Origin of the sequence: Cupriavidus numazuensis (assembly GCF_905397435.1) — a bacterium.
GTDB classification, from domain to species: Bacteria; Pseudomonadota; Gammaproteobacteria; order Burkholderiales; family Burkholderiaceae; genus Cupriavidus; species Cupriavidus numazuensis.
The window spans coordinates 36,329-53,611 of record NZ_CAJPVI010000024.1; the positions used below are offsets into that span (position 1 = coordinate 36,329).

A 17,283-nucleotide genomic window follows, 5' to 3' on the forward strand; every position below is an offset into this window, starting at 1 on the left:
TCTCCTAAGCGCGGCGCAGGGCGTTGAGCGCCTGGAGCGCAGCCTGGTGGCCCGATCGCACGGCGCCGTCCATATAGCCGGCCCAGATCTCCGCGGTTTCGGTGCCGGACCAGATAAGCTGCCCGCAGGGCGGGCGCAGCGCTGCGCCATGCGTGCTCCAGAAGCCCGGGGGAATAGCGGACACGCACGTGATGGTCCACGGGTCGGCGCGACCCCAGTCGTGATCGTGGAACGACACGGGGGACAGCGCCTCGCGGCCGAAGGCCTGTGCATAGATCTCCGACAGGAACCGCTGCGCGACCTGGTGATCCGATGGCATCGACGCGTTCGAGATAAAGGCGTTGATGACACCGATCTCGCCCCCAGGCGGGGAGTTGTCGAAGGCCCACAGGATGGGCCCGTTGACCTGGAAGATGTGCCCGTTCAATCCTTTGTCGCGCCAGAACGGACGCGAATAGACCATGGCCGTCTTGCGCGCCGGCGAGTGGGCGGGCCAGGCGCGTTGCAGCGCGGCGCGCTGCGGCGGCAATGGCGGATCGAAGCGGATCTGCTGGCACAACGGCGGACTCAGGGCCATGATGACCTGGCGCGCGCGCACCTCGCCCCGGTCCGTGTGCAGCGTGACGACGTCGCGATCCCAGTTCGAAATCTTTCGGACCGGACTCGACAGACGCACCCGCTTGCCCAGTGCCTGCGCCATCCTGGTGCTCAGCACTTGCGAGCCGCCCACGAATCGCGTTTCCTGCGCGCTGTGCTTGATGCTGTCGAGCTGCATGTAGTCGCAGGCGGCCGAGTTGATCATCGACAGGAAATGAAGCATGCCCATCTTGGCCGGCATCACGCCGCCGGAGAGCGCGATGCTCGCATTCCAGCCGGTGCGCTCGTCGGGCTTGATGTTCTGCCTGGCGAGCCAGTCGCCGACCGACAGCTTGTCCAGTTCGGCGACCTTCGGCGACTTCCATGGCGCGCCGGAAGGCACGTCGCGCGACAGGCCGCTGAGCTTGCCACCGATCGCCTCGTCGCTGCCGAACGTGCCCTTGAGGTCCATCTCCACGCGGCCGTCACCGCCGAGGATGACGGTGTTTCCCTTGTAGTAGCTCGGGAACGTGCCGACCTCGAGTTCGCGCGCCAGATCCGCCACTGCGGTCTGGCCGGGGCCGATCCACTGGCCGCCGACCTCGGACACCTGCCCCACGCCGACGTCGTAGTTGAGGGTCCGTCCCCCTACGCGGTTGCGCGCTTCCAACACGACGAAGGATTCGCAGCCGGCGTGGCGCAGGTCCCGCGCCGCGGTCAGGCCCGCCAGGCCTGCGCCCACGATGACGACATCAAGGACATCTTCCGGCCCGGCGGCCTTGGCCATGCCGGGGCCAAGCCCGATGGTTCCCACGGCCGTCGAGGTCGCGGCGATCTTCAGCAGTTGCCTTCGCTGCGTGTTGATGGATCCGTCGGTGGATTTGCCGATGGATTTGTCAGCGGACGAGTTCTTGCCCATTGTCCATTGCCCTTCACTGTCTCTTGCTACTTGTTGTCTCATTGCGGATCGACCGCAAACCGGCGCGCGCCGGCGCCCCCGCGCATGCTTCTGTGCCGTACGGCCCAGACCAGCGCGCGCAGCGCCTGCTGGTTGCCCTGCTGCACGGCGGCCGTGCATTGCTCCAGCACGTCCTGTTCCGGGAACAGCATCAGCTCGGCCGCGCTCCCGAGGACCAGCGCGATATGGAACGGCGAACGCGTCACAAGCGCGTGCCGCAGCAGGCTGGACACGCGCCGCTCGATCGCGGCGCGATCCGTCGCATCCTCCCGGATACGCGCCACGGCAGCCCGGATCAGATGGAGCAGCTCGCCGGACGTATGCTGCAGTCCGCCAGAAGCCGTAGTTGTGCTGGTACTCGAGGTCATGGCTGCTACCGGCTGCCCGCGCGCGTTATTCGCGCCCCCATCCGTCCTGGTAGAGCCGGCTGGCGAGCACGCCCAGGCGCGACGTGAGGATGTAGTTCTCGCCATCCTCGATCAGCGCGGAGCGCACATCGCGGAACAGCTTCTCGATCGGGAACTCGCGCGTGGTGCCGTTGGCGCCGAACAGCTGGAATGCCTCGTGCGCGATCTTCATCGCCTCTTCGGTCACGCTGACCTTGGCCTGCGCCGTTGCGTAAGGGTGGCTCTGCGGCGACAGGCGCGCGAACGCCAGGCTGCGGCGCGCGATGGCACGCGCCATCTCGAGACGGCGCAGCATCTCGCCCACGCGCAACTGCGTCATCTGGTGTTCGATCAGCAGCGCCCCGCCCTGCTTGCGCTCGTGGCAATAGGCCAGCGCCAGCTCGAAGGCCGCGCGCGCGACGCCGACGAAGACCTGGCACATGTGGGTACCCGCAAACGACCAGGTCGATGCCAGATTGCCGAGATACTCGTCCTTCAGCGCGATGGCGAAGCGCTTCGGCACCCTGACGTTGTCGAAATAGATTTCGCCCTGTGGCAGCGAGCGCTGGCCGATCTTGTCCAGCGGCTTGCCGCGCGAGATCCCCGGCAGGTTGAGCGGCAGGATCAGGCCGATGCCGTTGGTGAAGGCGCCATGCTCGCCGCTGCCATAGAAGCCGTCGCCATAGTCCGCCGCCATATAGGCCAGCGCGACCTGCGCGACCGAACCGTTCGACACCCATGCCGAGCTCTGGCCGTTGATGACGATCTCGTCGGCGCCCACCTTCGCGGTGACGTTGCCAATGGGCTGCCTGCCGCCATCGCTGAGTTCCTCGCGGTACAGAATCGCGGCGTCGGAACCGCGGTCGGGCTGCGTGTTCATCCAGCAGCCGACTTTGCCCGTGCACATGTCGATCAGTTCCTGGTTGCCGAGCGATTGCGCCATCGTCAGCGGCATGGTCGCGGCGCCGAGCGAAACGGCCAGGCCTGAATCCCCCCAACCGAGCTCCTCGCCGATCAGCGATTCGATGCGCACGGCGACCTCCGGCGGGAACTGGGCGATCAGCTGCGGATCGAGCCCGAGCTTCGCGCTTTCGAACACCGCGGCCCAGTACGGAGAACCCGGGGCAATGACCTGCTCCGGCGTCATGCGGTCAAGCTCGCGGCCCACCGGCCGCAGCACCTCGCGCGCAAACCGGTGCACGGTCTGCAGGATCGCGTTTTCCTCTTCGCCCAGCGGGGTCTCGAAGCCGGTCATGCCAACCGCGGGCAAGGCCGCGGTCTTGTTCAGACGAATCATCTCTGTCTCCCTTCTCGTGAATACAAGCGCCCCGGATGACTACTTGGACCGGCCGCCTCATTTGTAGAACACTATACAAAACATAGGTCATGTTGCCAAACATAAAAGCATAAAAAAAAGACAGGGTATTCCCTGTCTTCTTCGCGAAAGCAACGACGTTGTGGCGTCTAGCCGGCTTCCTGGGTCGCCTGCTCCCCAAGCACGAGATGATTGACCGCAGCCCGGAACGCGCTGTCGAGGCCGCGCGGGTTGTCGCGCTTGCGCCGCCCCGAGCCGAGTTGCATCGCAAGGCCATCTGCCATCGCAATCAGCAACGACGCGATATGCAGGCTCTCCGCGGTCTTCAGTTCCGGATTCACGGCGCGCGCCAGCTCCGCAATGCCGCGCGTGAGCGTCTCGTACCAATCGTCGAACATGCGCGCGCACTCGGGATCGGTCGAAGCCAGCGACACGAAGTGCCACCACAGCGCCGAGTCCTTGGCGTTCCTTGCGTCGACGAGCGCCTTGTCCAGCAGCGCGTCGAGCGCTTCGCGCGGCTTCAGCTTGCTGTCCAGCGCGCGCCTCAGGTCCTCCAGGTAGGCGTCGATGATCGGCGCCATGATGGCCCGCAGCACGGCCTGCCGGGTCGGGAAGTAATACTGGAGGTTGCTGATGCTGATACCCGCGCCGGTCGCCACGGCGCGCAGCGAGAATTCCAGGCTGCCGCCTTCGAGCAGCAGTTTTCTTGCCACGCGGACGATGGCATTGCGCGTGCGCAGGCCCTGGGCCCGCAGGCTGTCGGGGTCTGCTCCGGTGGACGCCGCGCTCGTTGTGCGCCGCTTTCTCGGGGTGCGCTGCTCCGTAGGCACTGTCATCGCTTCTGCCTTGAATCAGGGCCGTTTCGGCACTGGGAAAGGTTGGAACGGATCGCGCCAGCGGGTCGCTGGGCGGGCGTCATTATAGCTGACGCCCGTCGGGGCGCATGGCGCCTGAGCCTCTTCTGCGGTGGTTTTCTCCTTCTGAAGTGATAGTGACGGCGCGGTTCGCCGCCTATCGGATCACGGCGTGCCGCGCCCTGCGGTTCACCCGGTCGTCCAGCATGTTGGCCACGCCCAGCGCGGAATTGACCGCGCACCACTGCAACGGTTCCGGCAGCGTCGACGGCGTCTTGTGGTGCAACGCCGACAGCAGCGGGTGCCCGCTGCCGCGGATGCGTTCTGCCAGCAGCAGCCCCATCAGCGACTGGGTGCCGACGCCATGACCCGAACACCCGGCCGTGTAGAGGATGTTCCGCTGCGCGCCCGCTTCGCCGACCACGGGCAATGCATCGTAGGCGAAGCTGATATAGCCGCTCCAGCATGCGCGGATGGCAATGTCTCCGAGCATCGGGAAGCGCTCATGCAGGCCAGTCGCCAGTTCACGGTAGCTGGCCTCGTCCGGCACATTCGGTGTCTGCCGGCCATAGACGTAGTGCAGCCGCTTCGTCGTCAGCACGAGCGTGTTGCGGGCTGTCAGGCGATGGCTCTCCATGGTCCAGTGCGCGGTCACGATGCCCTCGCGCCGTGGCCAGCCGAGCGACGCCAGTTGCGCCGCCGACAGCGGCTCGGTCTCGATTGCGGAAACGCGCAGCGGTATCACCTTGTCGCGCAGCAAACCAAGCTGCGGCGTATAGGCATTGGTGGCGAGCACCAGGAATGGCGCCCGCACGCTGCCCCGCGTGGTGTGCACTGTGACAGTGTCGCCTTCGGTCCACGAAACCACCGCCGTGTTCTCGTAAATCCTCACCCCAGCACGCAGCGCCGCCCGCCGCAGCCCCATCACATACTTGCCCGGATCGAGCGTACCGCCGCTCGGCACGTAACAACCGAACAGAAACGCCGGCGGAATGCCGCGTGCCCGCATGGCGGCATCGTCCAGGAACTCGCCCGGCGAGCCGAGTTCCACGCCCATCCGCATGCTCTCGCGCAGCTTCTTCTCCTGCGACGGATGAACGCCCGCGCGGATGATGCCGGAGGCGTTGTAGTCGCAGTCGATGCCGTACTCGGCAAGCTTGCGCTCCACGTAGTCGACGCCTTCATCGTAGAAGCTGACGATCTGCTTCGCCTGCTCATGCCCGACGCGTTTCAGGAACAGGTCGTACTCGAGCCCCTGCCCGCCCGCGAGATAGCCGGCGTTGCGACCGCTTGCGCCGAAGCCGGCGAACTCGCGTTCCAGGACGATCACCTTCGCGCCGCGGGCGGTCAACTCCAGCGCAGTCGAAAGCCCTGCAAAGCCGGCGCCGACGATCACCACGTCCGCGCTGGCCTGGCCTTCCAGTTCCGGTTGCGGATCCTGCGGCGCCTCCACCCATCCGCCGAGCGGGCGATATGCATGCCTGCTCTGCCCGTCGAATCCTGCCATGTCTGTCTCCTCAGTCCTTGCTCAGGATATGGATGGCGAGCGCCGCCTCTTCGACGCCCTGCAATCCGCCGCCGTTCTCCTGGATCGCGCGGCGCGCGCCCTGCACCTGCCGCGCGCCGGCCTCACCGCGCAACTGTGTCACCAGTTCACAGAGCTGACCGATGCCTGTCGCTCCCAGCGGATGGCCCTTGGATTCGAGCCCGCCCGAGGTGTTGATGGGAATGCGGCCGCCCAGCGTGAAATCGCCGCGCTCCGCCGCCGGACCACCTTCGCCGAACGGTACGAGCCCTAGATTCTCGGCCTGGATGATTTCGCCCATGGCCGAGGCGTCGTGGACTTCCGCGACGTGCATGTCCTGCGGTCCCAGACCTGCCTGCTCATACGCCTGACGGGCGGCCAGGTGGCCGATGCCCCGTTCTGGCGCATCGACGGGCCGGTGCGTGAAGCTGCGGATGACGCTCGCCGCCACCCGGATGCAGCGGCTGCGATCCGCGCCGATACGCCGCAGGCCGGCTTCGGTGCACAGAATGGCCGCAGCCGCGCCATCTGAAACTGGCGCGCACATCGGCAGCGTGATCGGATAGGTGATCGGCGGCGCGGCCAGTACTTCGTCGATCGTGAACGGCCGGCGGAACTGCGAATGCGGGTTGTGCACCGAATGCCCGTGGTTCTTCGCCGACACGGCCGCGATCTGGCGCTGTGTCGTGCCATACGTCTTCATGTGATACCGGCACATCGCCGCGTAGATCTTCATGAAGCGGCTGTAGGGCTTGTCGGACTCCGATCCGGGCGGTGGCTCGACACCCTCCCCGAGCCTGGCCAGCGTCGCGAAGTTTTCCTCGATGCGCGATACGTCCCAGCCCGCTTCGAACAACGCAAACGACTTCGCCTTGTCCACGACGTTCATCTTTTCGGCGCCGATGGCCAGCGCCACGTCGCATGCGCCGGCCCTGAGCTGCTGCACCGCCAGATTCACGGCGCTGCTGCCCGAGGCACATGCATTCTCGATGTTGAACACCGGAATGCCTTCGATCCCGATCTTGCTGAAGACGACCTGTCCGGGGACCGACAACTGCCCCTGCAGCGCCCCGTTGGTAATGCCGGCATAGAACGCCGCGCCGATGTCCCCGGGCGCGCAGCCGGCGTCCGCGAGCGCGCCGCGCAGCGCCTCGCCAGCCAGGTCCTCGATGCTGCGTTCGAAATGCCGGCCGAATACGGTCATGGCGATACCGGCGATGTAGATGTTGCTCATAGCTTGTCGTTCCCCGAATCCCGTCTCAGATCCTGCGTTCCAGGCCCTGCCAGTACTGCTCGCGCAGGTCTTTCTTCAGCACCTTGCCGACCGGGCTGCGCGGCAGCGCGGCGACAAAATCCACGCTCTTGGGCGCTTTCACCGAGCCGAGCTTCTGCTTGCACAGGCCGACCAGTTCTTCCGCGCTGACGCTGTGGCCCGCATTGAGCTCCACAACCGCCTTCACGGCCTCGCCCCACGTGTCGTCGGGCACGCCGATCACCGCGCAGTCCTGCACCGCCGGGTGGGCCCAGATGACCTGCTCGATTTCGCTCGGGTAGACGTTGAAGCCGCCGCTGATAATCATGTCCTTCTTGCGGTCGGTGATATGCAGGTAGCCCTCTGCGTCGAGATGGCCGATGTCGCCGGTATGCAGCCAGCCGTCGATGATGGTTTCGGCGGTCTTCTCGGGCGCTTTGTAGTAGCCCTTCATGACAAGGTCGCCGCGTACGCAGATCTCGCCGCTCTCGCCTTGCGGCAGCACTTCGCCACGGTCGTCCAGGATCTCGACGCGAATCAGCGGATTGGGCCGGCCAACCGACGACAGCCGCTCGTCCGATGCCAGCCGGCCACCGACGAAGTGCTCGGCTGGCGTCAGGTAGGAGATCGACGCCGGTGCTTCGGTCTGGCCGTAGCCACCGGCCATGACCGGGCCGAACACCTCGATTGCGCGCTTGAGCTTCTCGATCGACATCGGCGCGGCGCCATACAGGAAACACTTGAGCGACGAGAAATCCTGCTTCGAGATGCCGGGAATATCGAGCAGCCGATAGATCACGGTGGGCGGCAGGAAGAACTCCGTCACCCGGTGCCGCGCGATGGCGCCCAGCACAGCCGCGGGATCGGGCTTGGGCAGGACGACCACGGTGCCGCCCCGCGCGGTGCAAGGCAGCGACAGCATTCCGGCCGTATGCGTCATCGGCGCCGCGGCAAGGTTCACGGGGCGCTCCTCACCCTGATACGGGAACGCGTTCATGAACTGCGCGAAGTAGGTCTGGTAGGCGCGGTGCGTGTTCATCACGCCCTTGGGCCGGCCCGTGGTGCCGCCCGTGGCGGACAGGGTCACGACATCGTCCATGTCGTAGTGGATCGCCGGGGCGCTCGACGGCTGGCCCGCGCTCCATGTCGCGAGCGACGGTGCCCACGGCAGGTCGGCGTCGATGCACACCCAGAGCCTGACCTTCGGCAGCGCGCTGCGCAGCGCGTCGATGACCGGCGCGAACGCCTGCTGGAAGAACAGCACCTCGCAGTCAAAGGCGTCGAGGATGAACTGGTTCTCGTCGGGCGCGTTGCGTCCGTTGACCGGGATGTAGGCCATTCCCGCGCGCCATAGCCCCAGCGCACATCCCCATGCCGTGACGTCGTTGTCCGCCCAGACGGCGCCCTTCGTTTCCCTGACGAGCCCTTCGGCGAGCAGTCCGTTGGCGATGCGGCAGGACAGTTCGCCAATCTCGCGGAACGTAAAGCTGCGCTCGTCCTGGATATAGGCGATGCCGTGCGGATTCATGCGCAGGCCTCGGTCGAAAAAATCAATGATTGCCATGTCAGGCGTTCCTCTGGATCTGTGCTGTCCCGGACAGGCCGCCATGCAGGCCTTCCGTGAATGGGTCGAAATGGCCGGCACGCATGCCGTCCGTGAACGGGTCGAAGCTGGCACGGCAGCCGGCGCGAGTCCCGGCGGCTTCGGCTCGCACATCACCGCGTGCATCCATCGCTGCCTGACAGGACACCGCGATCCGGCCTGGCTGCGCGTAGGCGCCGCCCGGTGCGAGGAACGCCGCGGCAATTCCGGCGGCAATGCCAATGTGCTTGAGTCGCATGGCGAACTCCTTCTTCAACTGACTATCAATGCGTTCCCGCAATGTCTTTGCGTGGAGCCAGTCCCGGCTCTGAAGCGGGACTGGCGGGCCAGACGATTACAGGTTGGTCACCGTCGCGCGGGCCAGGCCGCGCTGTTCCAGGAAGCCGAGCAGGTACCGGTGGCCGAAGGCCTTCGAGCCCGACGCAAAACCGACGCGTGCCGTGTCGCCATCGAGCAGCTTGATCACCCCCGCAGCATGGATGGCACCCGTCGCGATGTACGGCGTGATGCCGTGTACGGTGGCGCGCACCGACGCGAGCTGGCCGCGGCCGATGGCGAAGTCGACCGTGCGCTGCAGCGGGGTGCGCTCGCGCGGCGGCATGGCCGGCGTGGTCGAATCGACCAGCTGCTTGAGCACCGCGTCCTGCTGCTCGGGCGGCAGGTGCTTGTACTCGGCCTCCCACTTCTGGCCGATCGCATGCACCATGCGCATCGCGTTGTTGTCGTAGAAGCCCACGACCGAGGTGCAGCTACGCACGCGCGGATCATTCTGGAAGAAGATCGGCAGCGAGGTGCCGCCCCACGGCAGGCAGAACACCGGCTGCATGAACGCCGGATCGGCGATATTGAACGACGCATCCGGCGCATGGCGCTCCAGCTTCTTTTCCCACAGGTAGCAGGCTTCCTGCCGGTAGCCTTCGAAGATGGTCGCGGTCGAGCCGACGCTGATCCCCGCGCCGCCGCGCGGCCCGCGGCACAGCGCGGCGGTTTCCAGCGCGTCGACGCCCGGCGTCTCCAGCGCCAGTTCGGCCGCGATCTCCGAGTACGTGTACATGTACGCGTTCGACGGGGAAACCAGCAGGCCAGCCTGGCGATACTGCTCGCCGAACTCGTCGCGCACCTGGCGGATGTAGTGTTGCTCGCCAGCCGGATCGAGGTAGTGGCATCCGGCCTTGAGCGCCGCCTCGACCGTCACCATGCCGAACCGGAAGAACGGCCCCACGGTGCTGCACACCACCTTGGCACCGCGGAAAGCCTTGATGAGCGAGTCGACATCGTGCTCGGCTTCGATGATTTCGTACTCGGCCGATTCGAGCCGGACGACGCGCTGCGCCATGAATTCCTTCGTGCGGGCGGCATCACGTGCGACGGCGGTAAAGGGAATGTTCTGGTCGATCAGCCAGTCCATGATCAGCATGCCGGTGTAGCCGCTTGCGCCATAGACGACGACGGGGTGCTTTGCCATGTTTGTCTCCTTGAGAGTCTTGGGTTGGCAGGAATGAGATGAATGAATGGAATGCAGTGCGCCGCTTGCACGAAGGCCTATTGCTTTGCCGGCCCGGTTGCCGGCAACGGACCTGTCATCGACACCAGCAGCGGGCGCGCGCCGTTGGCGAGCACCGCTGTCAACGCCTCCTGCTCGGGGCGCACTGTCCGCGTGAACGTCTTGCCGTGGTCCTTGCTCTCGAGCACCGTGCCGCCCATGCCGACGACGGTCACGCTGCCATCTGCGAGTTCCGCGATGCCGGTCAGCGACTGCGTGGTTTTTGCGTCGACGGCTTGCCATGTCTTGCCGTCATCGCTGCTGCGATACAGGTGGCCGCGCATGCCGCAGACCAGGAGCGTGCCGTCCGAGAGCGCAAGGCCGTGCCAGAGCGAGCCCTTGCCTCCGGTGGTCGTCCCCTCCCATGACTTGCCGCGGTCGGCGGAGCGGTAGATGACGCCGCCCTCTCCAATCGCGAACAGCGAGCCGCGGGAAGTCGCGAACATGTGCAGCAGATGCCGGTCGGCGTTGTCGCCCGATTCGATCGTCAGGTCGGTCCAGGTGCGGCCCGCGTCGTGTGTCTCGATCGCCCAGCCGTACAGGCCCACGGCAATGCCGTGTTCGAGACTGTCGAAGTGCAACGCCAGGATCGGCTGTTCGACGCCGGGCGTGGCACGCAGCAAGGTCCAGCTTTCGCCGCCGTCCTGCGTCGCCAGCACCACGCCATCGTGACCGGCCGCGTAGCCGTGGCGGGCATCGACGAACTGGACCGAGGTCAGCAGTGCACGGACCGGGACGGCCTTCGCCTGCCAGAACCTGACGCCGTCATCGGACAGCAGGATCACGCCGTGGTCGCCCACGGCGACCACATGGTTGCCCGCACGCGCGGTTGCCAGCAGCGGCGCGGTGACCGCATTCGAAACCGGACGGGCCGGCTCCATCGTCGGCCAGCGGGTCTGGGCCGTAGTCTCGGCGGCTCCTGCCGGCCATGACACGCATGCCACGACCGCAGCAAGAAGCAGGTATCGGAAGAGGGTTATCGACAGGTGGATCATCGTTGCGTCCTAGTGCTTCAGAATTTCCGGCATGTACGCCGGTCCGCGCCGCGGGAAGAATTTCTCGAGCATGGCCGCGAATGCCGGGAGCAGCGTGATGGCCATCACCATGTTCACGATGAACATGAAAGTCAGCAGCGCGCCCATGTCGGCCTGGAACTTGAGGCTCGAGAATGTCCACGTGGCCACGCCGACCGACAGCGTGATGGCGGTGAACACGGTGGCGAGGCCGGTCTCCTTCATGGCGAGTTCGAGAGCGCGCGTGAACGCGAGACCGTGCGCAAGCTGCACCTGCAGGCGGTTGTAGATGTAGAAGGCGTAGTCCACGCCGACGCCGACCGCGAGCACCATGACCGGCAGCGTGGCGACGGTCAGCCCGATCTCCAGCTTCTTCATGAACCAGTAGCCGATCCACGTCGCGACGGTCAGCGGCAGGCAGCAGGCGATCATCGCGCGCCAGTCGCGGTAGACCAGGAAGACGAGGATCAGGATGGCGGCGTAGACGTAGAGCATCATCGGCAGCTCGCTCGCCTCCAGCACCTCGTTGGTGGCGGCCTGCACGCCCGCGTTGCCGCTGGCCAGGCGCACGTGTACGCCGTCGAGACGGTTGGCGTCGCGGAAATCCTTCACCGCGGACACCACGCTCTTGATCGTCGTGGCGCGGTGGTCCGGCAAGTACAGGTTGACGCCCTGCACGCGGCAGTCGATCGACGACAGTCCGGCGATGCGGTTGTTCACGCCCTGGAACTGCGAGCCGAGGCCGCGCGGGTCGCGCGTTACGGTAGCCATCTTCGGGCTGCCCTCGTTCATGCCGACGTTGTAGAGCTTGAGCTGCGCGGCCAGCGAATCGGTCGACACCACGCCGGGCACGCTGCCCATGCGCCAGGCAAAGTCGTCGATGAACAGCAGCTCGTCGGCGCGGGAGCAGACTTCGCCCTTGCGCTCGGGGGTCGCCTCGAACACGACGGTCAGCCAGTCCAGACCCACGTCGAAGCGATTGACGATCGCGGCCACGTCAAGGTTGTAGCGCGAGTCCGCGCGCAGTTCTGGCGCGCCCGCCTGCAGGCTGCCGATGTGGCGGCCCTGGCTCTGCCAGAACGCCAGGCCGAAGATCACGGCACCGGCAAGCGTCACGATCAGTGCATTGCGCGGCTGCGCGATGCGGGCCACCGCGCCCAGCCACCCGCTATGGCGCTCGCGCCGCGCCAGTGCCCGGTTGGCGAACTCCGGCGTGAAGCGGAAGTACGACGCGGCCACCGGCAACATCATCAGGTTGGTGATGATCTTGTAGCCCACGCCGATGGCAGCGGTAATTGCCAGCTCGCGGATCATCGGGATCGGGATCAGGATCAGCGTGATGAAGCTCGCCAGCGCGGTGACCAGCGCCAGCGATCCGGGAATCAGCAAGCCGGTAAAGCTGCGCCGCGCGGCCATGGCCGAGTCGGTGCCATGCGCCACTTCACGCACGATGAAGTTGATCTGCTGGATACCGTGCGAGACGCCGATCGCGAACACCAGGAACGGCACCAGGATCGCGAGCGGGTCAAGCCCGTAGCCGAGCAGGCGCAGCGTGCCGAACTGCCAGACCAGCGACACCAGCGAACACGCGAGCGGCAGCAGCGTCAGGCGGATCGAGCGGCAGTACCAGTACACCGCGAGCCCCGTGAGCAGGAAGGCGATGCCGAAAAAGCGCGCCACGTCCGCCGCGCGGTCGGCGATATCGCCGGTCTGCTTGGCAAAGCCGATGATCTGGATCTCGACCTTGTCGTTCTCGAACGGGCGCCGGATCTTCTCCTCGAGCAGGCGGTTGAACGCCACGTAGTCGAGCTTCTTGCCGGTGCGGGCATCGACATCGGTCAGCTCGGCGGTGATCAGCGCGCTCGACTGGTCGCGCGCGACCAGCGTGCCGATGTGGCCGCCGGCGACAGCGCGCTCGCGGACCTTGCCGATCACATCGGGCGTGAGCTTCTCCGGGACGATGTCGCCGCCGGCAACGCGCTCGGCGCGGAAGCCGTCTTCCGTGATCTCGGTGAAGAACACGTTGGGCGTCCACAGCGACGTCACGCTGGTGCGGTTCACGCCAGGCAGGTAGGTGACGGCGTCCGTCACCTTCAGGACCTGCGTCAGCGCGCCGGCGTTCCAGATATCGCCCTGGCGGGCATGGACGGCAATGGTCAGACGGTTGGCGCCGAAGAGCTGGTCGCGGTACTGCTCGAAGGTCTTGATGTACTCGTGACCTTGCGGCAGTTGCTTTTCGAAGCCAGCTTCGAATTTGAGCTTCGCGCCGAGCATGCCCATGCCGACCGTGAACGCGGCCAGCACGAGCAGGAACGGAAGGCGATGCCCGAACAAGGCGGCTTCCAGACGGGTGATAAGACGGGATAGCATCGGAAATCAGAACGAAGAGGTCAGGCTCAGAGACATGAAATTGCGGTCGCGCATCAGGTTGCTGGCACTCCCGCCCCAGTTGTGGGTGTAGTCGAGGCGCATCTTTGTCCCCGGCTTCGTCTTGAAATCGATCGTCGCGCCGATCACCGCGGCACCCGCGCCCTGGATGAATCCCGGCAGCGCCGTCGCCGAGTAGCCCCCGATGCCTTGCGAGATCGCGATATCCGGCGACAGCGAAGCGCGCGTGCCGAAGATGTTCGGGTAGGTCACCGAAGCCGCGAGCACCATCCCGGCCGAGAGCTTGGTCGGCAGCGTGTAGTCGGCCGTCACGGCATACGGGATGGTCCCGTTGAGCTTCAGCTTCGGGTAGTACGCCAGCGCGGTCTCGGCAGTGATCGTGCCTTCGGTCGCCCCGAGCGCGCGCAGCAGCCAGCCCATCGATCCGGACGGCGACATGATGTGGATGCCGGTCAGGTGAAGCTGGTAGTGCTGCGTGTCGATCGCGCCGCGGCACGTGGTCCCGACCGGTGCAGCGGAGAAGTCGGCGAGCGCATTGCAGTAGTAGCGATTGTTCGGGTCGATGACCGTGGTCGGGTCGATCGCGACGCTGTCGCGCGGGCGATATGACAGTTCGGTGCCGATCGCCCATTCGCCAAGCTGGAAGTTGTACGAAAGGCCGAACAGGTCGCGGTTCTTGCCGTAGTCGAGATTGGCCTGCCAGCCGAACGGGTTGGCCGTCGTATTGACCACGTGGTAAGTCACGAACGGCACCTTCTCGCTGTAGTGGTAGTAGTAGAAGCCCAGCTCGTTGCCCGAGTCCGGGAACTTGTAGCGCAGCGCCAGGCCGCCTTGCCCGCCGTTGGGGTCGTTGTTCGCGCCACGCGGAATGACCGTGCCGGTGCCGAGCAGCGGTCCCGCCGGGTTGGTGGCCGGGTTGGCCAGTTCTCCCATGCTCAGCCGGCGGTTGTAGGGCAGCCCGGTCGCGGGATTGATGCCGACGATGCGCGTGCCCGTATCGCCGATCGTGCCGTTGGGAAGCGCCGACATGCCGGACGCTGTGAGCACCGTGTTGAGCGCCGAGGTCGGGACGTACAGCGCGCGTCCGCCCTTGCCGAGGAAGTCGCTGGTCGAGAAAAAGGTACCGGGCGCGTCGAAGTCAAAGCTGTTCCACTTCCACTGGTAGAAGCCTTCGATGCCGAGGTCCGGGCCCAGCGACGTGCTGGCCGAGATCATGGGCGCCGGAATGAACAGGTTCTTCAGCGGCGTGCCGGGCTGGTGCGCGGACGGCAGGTAGATCGCGTTGATCGAGTTGACCCCGCCCGGGATGTAGAGGTCCTCGCCCCAGCTCAGCACCTGGTTGCCGATGCGTACGCGCGCCTGCTGGTCGCCGACGTCGAATTCCTTGTTGATGTACGCGTCGAGCAGGCGCGGGTTGCTGGTGGCGAAGTCCTTCGCATCCGGATCCAGATCGGTGCGCTTGGTATGGGCCGTCGCGAAATCGTAGTTGACGACGCCGCGCACGAGCCCGCTCCAGCCGTCGGTGGCCTTGACGTAGAGATCGCCGGTCCACTGCGCATTGGCCGATACGGGCTGCCAGCGCTTGTAGTTCAGGTTGCCGTCGTCCTGGTTCAGGCGCAGCACGTCCAGGCTCGAAGAGAAGACAGCCGGATTGCTTTTCTGCAACGGCGTTGCTGCGTCGCCGACACAGCCGCCGTTGTCGTTGCCGACGAACTTGCAGTTGGGCGATGACGTGCGCACCGCCACGCCGAACGACACCGTGGAGTCGAGATTGACCGTCCAGTCGTTGTCGAGCGCCCACTGCACGGCATGGGCCGAACCGCAGTCCGCCGCCGCCAGCAGGCCCACGACCACCGTGCGGGCCAGCCTCCGGTCCATTCGCATTCCCGCGGCAGCTTGCGCCGCCGCGCCTGCAACATCACGCAATTTCATGACTGTCTCCCCGTGGTCTTCTTCTTATCGAGTGGTGAAGCGGCGCAGGCCGTCGGGCTCGAAGGTCTTCTCCTTCAGCCGGCCCTCGCGGGTGGCGAGCCAGTCGGGTTCCTTGTAGCCGGCCACGACGCGGTCGAGTACGGCGCGCTGGGTCTGGTGGTCATAGCTGGTGTTCGCCGCCCAGACGCATGCCGGAACTTCCCAGGCCATGTAGGGGCCCATCTCGGTGGTGCGCCAGACCTTGCCCTGCGCGTCGTACATGTCCTCGACCAGGATGGTCCAGGTGTCCTCGTCGATGTAGAACAAGCGCTTCGGGAACGTGTGGCGCATGCCTTCCTTCAGCTTCGCCTCCACCACCCACACACGGTGCAGCTCGTAGCGGCTCAGGTCGCGGCTCAGGTATTTCGGCTTGACCACGTCCTCGACCTTGTTCGCGGGCGAGTTGACCCGGTACGTGTTGTAGGGGACGTACATTTCCTTCTTGCCCGTCACCTTCCAGTCGTAGCGGTCGAGCGGGCCGTTGAACTGCATGTACTGGTCGACGATCAGCAGGTTCTCGGTGTTGAGCTGCGGCGCGTCGTACTGGTACGTCGGCGCGCGGCGCACGCGGCGCTGGCTCGCGAAATACAGCCAGATGTCGTTGGCCTTCTCGAAGTTGTACTGCGTGAGCGTGGCGTCGCCGGCGATCGAGGGCGGACCGGTGAACACGTTGAGGTACAGGCTTTCAATGCCGCGCGCATCGGCCACGCCCTTGTTCGACGGCGACCACATCGGCGATGTCTGCCATTCCTCCTGGCTCAGCGGCTCGCCGATGCCTTCGCTGCCCTTGGGCGGGATATAGCCGGCGTAGGTGATATGGAAGCCCTCGCCCTTCCAGTGCAGCTTGTGGTTCCACATCACTTCAGTGCCGCTCTGCGGGATCGGGAATGGCACGGCGGCGCCCAGCGCCTCGGTGAGGTCCTGGCCGTTGGCGCCGAGCTTCGCTGCCGTCGCGTTCTTCTTCGTGCGCTCGTAGAAGGACTCGGGGAAGCCGCACGAGCGGTGCGTGGTGTAGACGTCCATGCGGTAGCCCGGGATCGTCTTCACCATCTCGAGCTGTCCGGGCGCGAGCTTGTCCTTGTACTTGTCGACGTTGGAGGCGTCGATCGTGAACTGGCGCTTTTCGCTCGCGTAGGGATCGGGGCGCGGCGTGCCGGGCTTCCAGCCGGCCGGCGCCTTCATGTCTCCGCCGGTCCATTCGGGAATCGTGCCGTCCTTGTTGCCGGCGCGCTCGGCGCCCACGGGCGTGAGGTCCTTGCCGAGCCGGGCCGCATCCTGGTCGGCGGCATAGGCCGCCCCGCCGAGCGCAATCGTCGCGCTGATGAACAATGTCGTGTATTTCACCTGTGTCTCCTCTCGGGACCGGCAATGTCATGGTGTGGCGCCGGCCCGGTCATTTAGGTAGAACAACCAACCTAAATTAGATCAATAAGACAAACATAAGGACAAAAAATAGGGCGTGGAGCGTGCCATGCACCTGTCAGCCCTCGCCGCTGCCCGCCACTGCCACGGCCTGGATCTCGATGCACAGGCCCGGCAGCGCGAGTTCCGTCACGCCGACCGCGGTCCACGAGGGATAGCGCTCCGGCAGGTATTCGTCCTTGACCTGCGTGAAGGCGGCCAGCTCATCGCGCAAGCTGGTGTGATAGGTGGTCAGTTCGACGACATCGGCGAGGCTGGCGCCGGCGGCAGCGAGCACCGCCTTCAGCGACTCGAAGGCGATGCGTGCCTGTGCCGCCATGCCGTCGGCCGGCATCATCCTGGCGTCGATGCCGACCTGGCCGGACACCCAGATGGTGTCGCCGACACGGGTGGCGGGCGAAAAATGGAAGACGCTGTAGAGCGCCTCGGTCCCGGGGGGAACGATCGACTGTCGTTGGGCAGTGGGGTTCGGCATGA

The 17,283-nt window shown here is 65.9% G+C and carries 14 protein-coding genes; all 14 read right to left on the reverse strand.

From position 1 onward, the window contains the following. Nucleotides 1-4: 4 nt before the first annotated feature. The 14 genes from KHO41_RS19470 to KHO41_RS19535 all read right to left on the reverse strand — a co-directional run bounded on the left by KHO41_RS19470 (nucleotide 5) and on the right by KHO41_RS19535 (nucleotide 17,281). Nucleotides 5-1,495, reverse strand: coding sequence for a flavin monoamine oxidase family protein (locus tag KHO41_RS19470; protein WP_211954926.1), 1,491 nt, complete (start codon nucleotides 1,493-1,495; stop codon nucleotides 5-7). Between the two features lie 38 nt (nucleotides 1,496-1,533). Beyond that, nucleotides 1,534-1,902 carry a hypothetical protein gene (locus KHO41_RS19475; protein ID WP_211954927.1) on the reverse strand — a complete coding sequence of 123 codons (369 nt, stop codon included), beginning with the start codon at nucleotides 1,900-1,902 and terminating at the stop codon, nucleotides 1,534-1,536. Between the two features lie 25 nt (nucleotides 1,903-1,927). Then, the gene (locus KHO41_RS19480; RefSeq protein WP_211954928.1) at nucleotides 1,928-3,217 is read right to left on the reverse strand and encodes an acyl-CoA dehydrogenase family protein; all 1,290 of its coding nucleotides are present in this window, start codon (nucleotides 3,215-3,217) and stop codon (nucleotides 1,928-1,930) included. A gap of 167 nt (nucleotides 3,218-3,384) precedes the next feature. After that, entirely contained in the window at nucleotides 3,385-4,071 is a 687-nt protein-coding gene (locus KHO41_RS19485) for a TetR/AcrR family transcriptional regulator (protein WP_211954929.1), read from the reverse strand. A 175-nt stretch (nucleotides 4,072-4,246) separates the two neighbouring features. Further along, entirely contained in the window at nucleotides 4,247-5,596 is a 1,350-nt protein-coding gene (locus KHO41_RS19490) for an NAD(P)/FAD-dependent oxidoreductase (RefSeq protein ID WP_211954930.1), read from the reverse strand. Nucleotides 5,597-5,606: 10 nt separating this feature from the next. After that, entirely contained in the window at nucleotides 5,607-6,848 is a 1,242-nt protein-coding gene (locus KHO41_RS19495; RefSeq protein WP_211954931.1) for a thiolase family protein, read from the reverse strand. Between the two features lie 25 nt (nucleotides 6,849-6,873). After that, on the reverse strand, nucleotides 6,874-8,430 hold the full coding sequence (locus tag KHO41_RS19500; RefSeq protein ID WP_211954932.1) for an AMP-binding protein: 1,557 nt from the start codon (nucleotides 8,428-8,430) through the stop codon (nucleotides 6,874-6,876). Nucleotide 8,431: 1 nt separating this feature from the next. After that, a complete protein-coding gene (locus KHO41_RS19505) occupies nucleotides 8,432-8,707 on the reverse strand; it encodes a hypothetical protein (protein WP_211954933.1) in 276 nt (91 codons plus the stop codon). 96 nt (nucleotides 8,708-8,803) lie between these two features. Continuing rightward, nucleotides 8,804-9,934, reverse strand: coding sequence for a saccharopine dehydrogenase family protein (locus KHO41_RS19510; RefSeq protein ID WP_211954934.1), 1,131 nt, complete (start codon nucleotides 9,932-9,934; stop codon nucleotides 8,804-8,806). A 77-nt stretch (nucleotides 9,935-10,011) separates the two neighbouring features. Next, a complete protein-coding gene (locus KHO41_RS19515; RefSeq protein WP_244873904.1) occupies nucleotides 10,012-11,007 on the reverse strand; it encodes a WD40/YVTN/BNR-like repeat-containing protein in 996 nt (331 codons plus the stop codon). A 9-nt stretch (nucleotides 11,008-11,016) separates the two neighbouring features. After that, a complete protein-coding gene (locus KHO41_RS19520; protein WP_211954935.1) occupies nucleotides 11,017-13,395 on the reverse strand; it encodes an efflux RND transporter permease subunit in 2,379 nt (792 codons plus the stop codon). Nucleotides 13,396-13,401: 6 nt separating this feature from the next. Continuing rightward, entirely contained in the window at nucleotides 13,402-15,345 is a 1,944-nt protein-coding gene (locus KHO41_RS19525) for a DUF1302 domain-containing protein (RefSeq protein WP_211954936.1), read from the reverse strand. Between the two features lie 24 nt (nucleotides 15,346-15,369). Continuing rightward, nucleotides 15,370-16,728 (reverse strand): DUF1329 domain-containing protein, encoded by a 1,359-nt coding sequence (locus tag KHO41_RS19530; protein WP_211954937.1) that lies wholly within the window; start codon nucleotides 16,726-16,728, stop codon nucleotides 15,370-15,372. 136 nt (nucleotides 16,729-16,864) lie between these two features. Then, nucleotides 16,865-17,281 carry a RidA family protein gene (locus tag KHO41_RS19535; RefSeq protein ID WP_211954938.1) on the reverse strand — a complete coding sequence of 139 codons (417 nt, stop codon included), beginning with the start codon at nucleotides 17,279-17,281 and terminating at the stop codon, nucleotides 16,865-16,867. Between the last annotated feature and the right edge of the window lie 2 nt (nucleotides 17,282-17,283).

Coding starts and splice junctions, on each gene's coding strand:
- KHO41_RS19535 (WP_211954938.1), bottom strand. CDS start 17,281: ATGCCGAACCCCACTGCCCAACGACAGTCGATCGTTCCCCCCGGGACC.
- KHO41_RS19515 (WP_244873904.1), bottom strand. CDS start 11,007: ATGATCCACCTGTCGATAACCCTCTTCCGATACCTGCTTCTTGCTGCG.
- KHO41_RS19520 (WP_211954935.1), bottom strand. CDS start 13,395: ATGCTATCCCGTCTTATCACCCGTCTGGAAGCCGCCTTGTTCGGGCAT.
- KHO41_RS19495 (WP_211954931.1), bottom strand. CDS start 6,848: ATGAGCAACATCTACATCGCCGGTATCGCCATGACCGTATTCGGCCGG.
- KHO41_RS19510 (WP_211954934.1), bottom strand. CDS start 9,934: ATGGCAAAGCACCCCGTCGTCGTCTATGGCGCAAGCGGCTACACCGGC.
- KHO41_RS19480 (WP_211954928.1), bottom strand. CDS start 3,217: ATGATTCGTCTGAACAAGACCGCGGCCTTGCCCGCGGTTGGCATGACC.
- KHO41_RS19470 (WP_211954926.1), bottom strand. CDS start 1,495: ATGGGCAAGAACTCGTCCGCTGACAAATCCATCGGCAAATCCACCGAC.
- KHO41_RS19500 (WP_211954932.1), bottom strand. CDS start 8,430: ATGGCAATCATTGATTTTTTCGACCGAGGCCTGCGCATGAATCCGCAC.
- KHO41_RS19485 (WP_211954929.1), bottom strand. CDS start 4,071: ATGACAGTGCCTACGGAGCAGCGCACCCCGAGAAAGCGGCGCACAACG.
- KHO41_RS19490 (WP_211954930.1), bottom strand. CDS start 5,596: ATGGCAGGATTCGACGGGCAGAGCAGGCATGCATATCGCCCGCTCGGC.
- KHO41_RS19505 (WP_211954933.1), bottom strand. CDS start 8,707: ATGCGACTCAAGCACATTGGCATTGCCGCCGGAATTGCCGCGGCGTTC.
- KHO41_RS19475 (WP_211954927.1), bottom strand. CDS start 1,902: ATGACCTCGAGTACCAGCACAACTACGGCTTCTGGCGGACTGCAGCAT.
- KHO41_RS19525 (WP_211954936.1), bottom strand. CDS start 15,345: ATGAAATTGCGTGATGTTGCAGGCGCGGCGGCGCAAGCTGCCGCGGGA.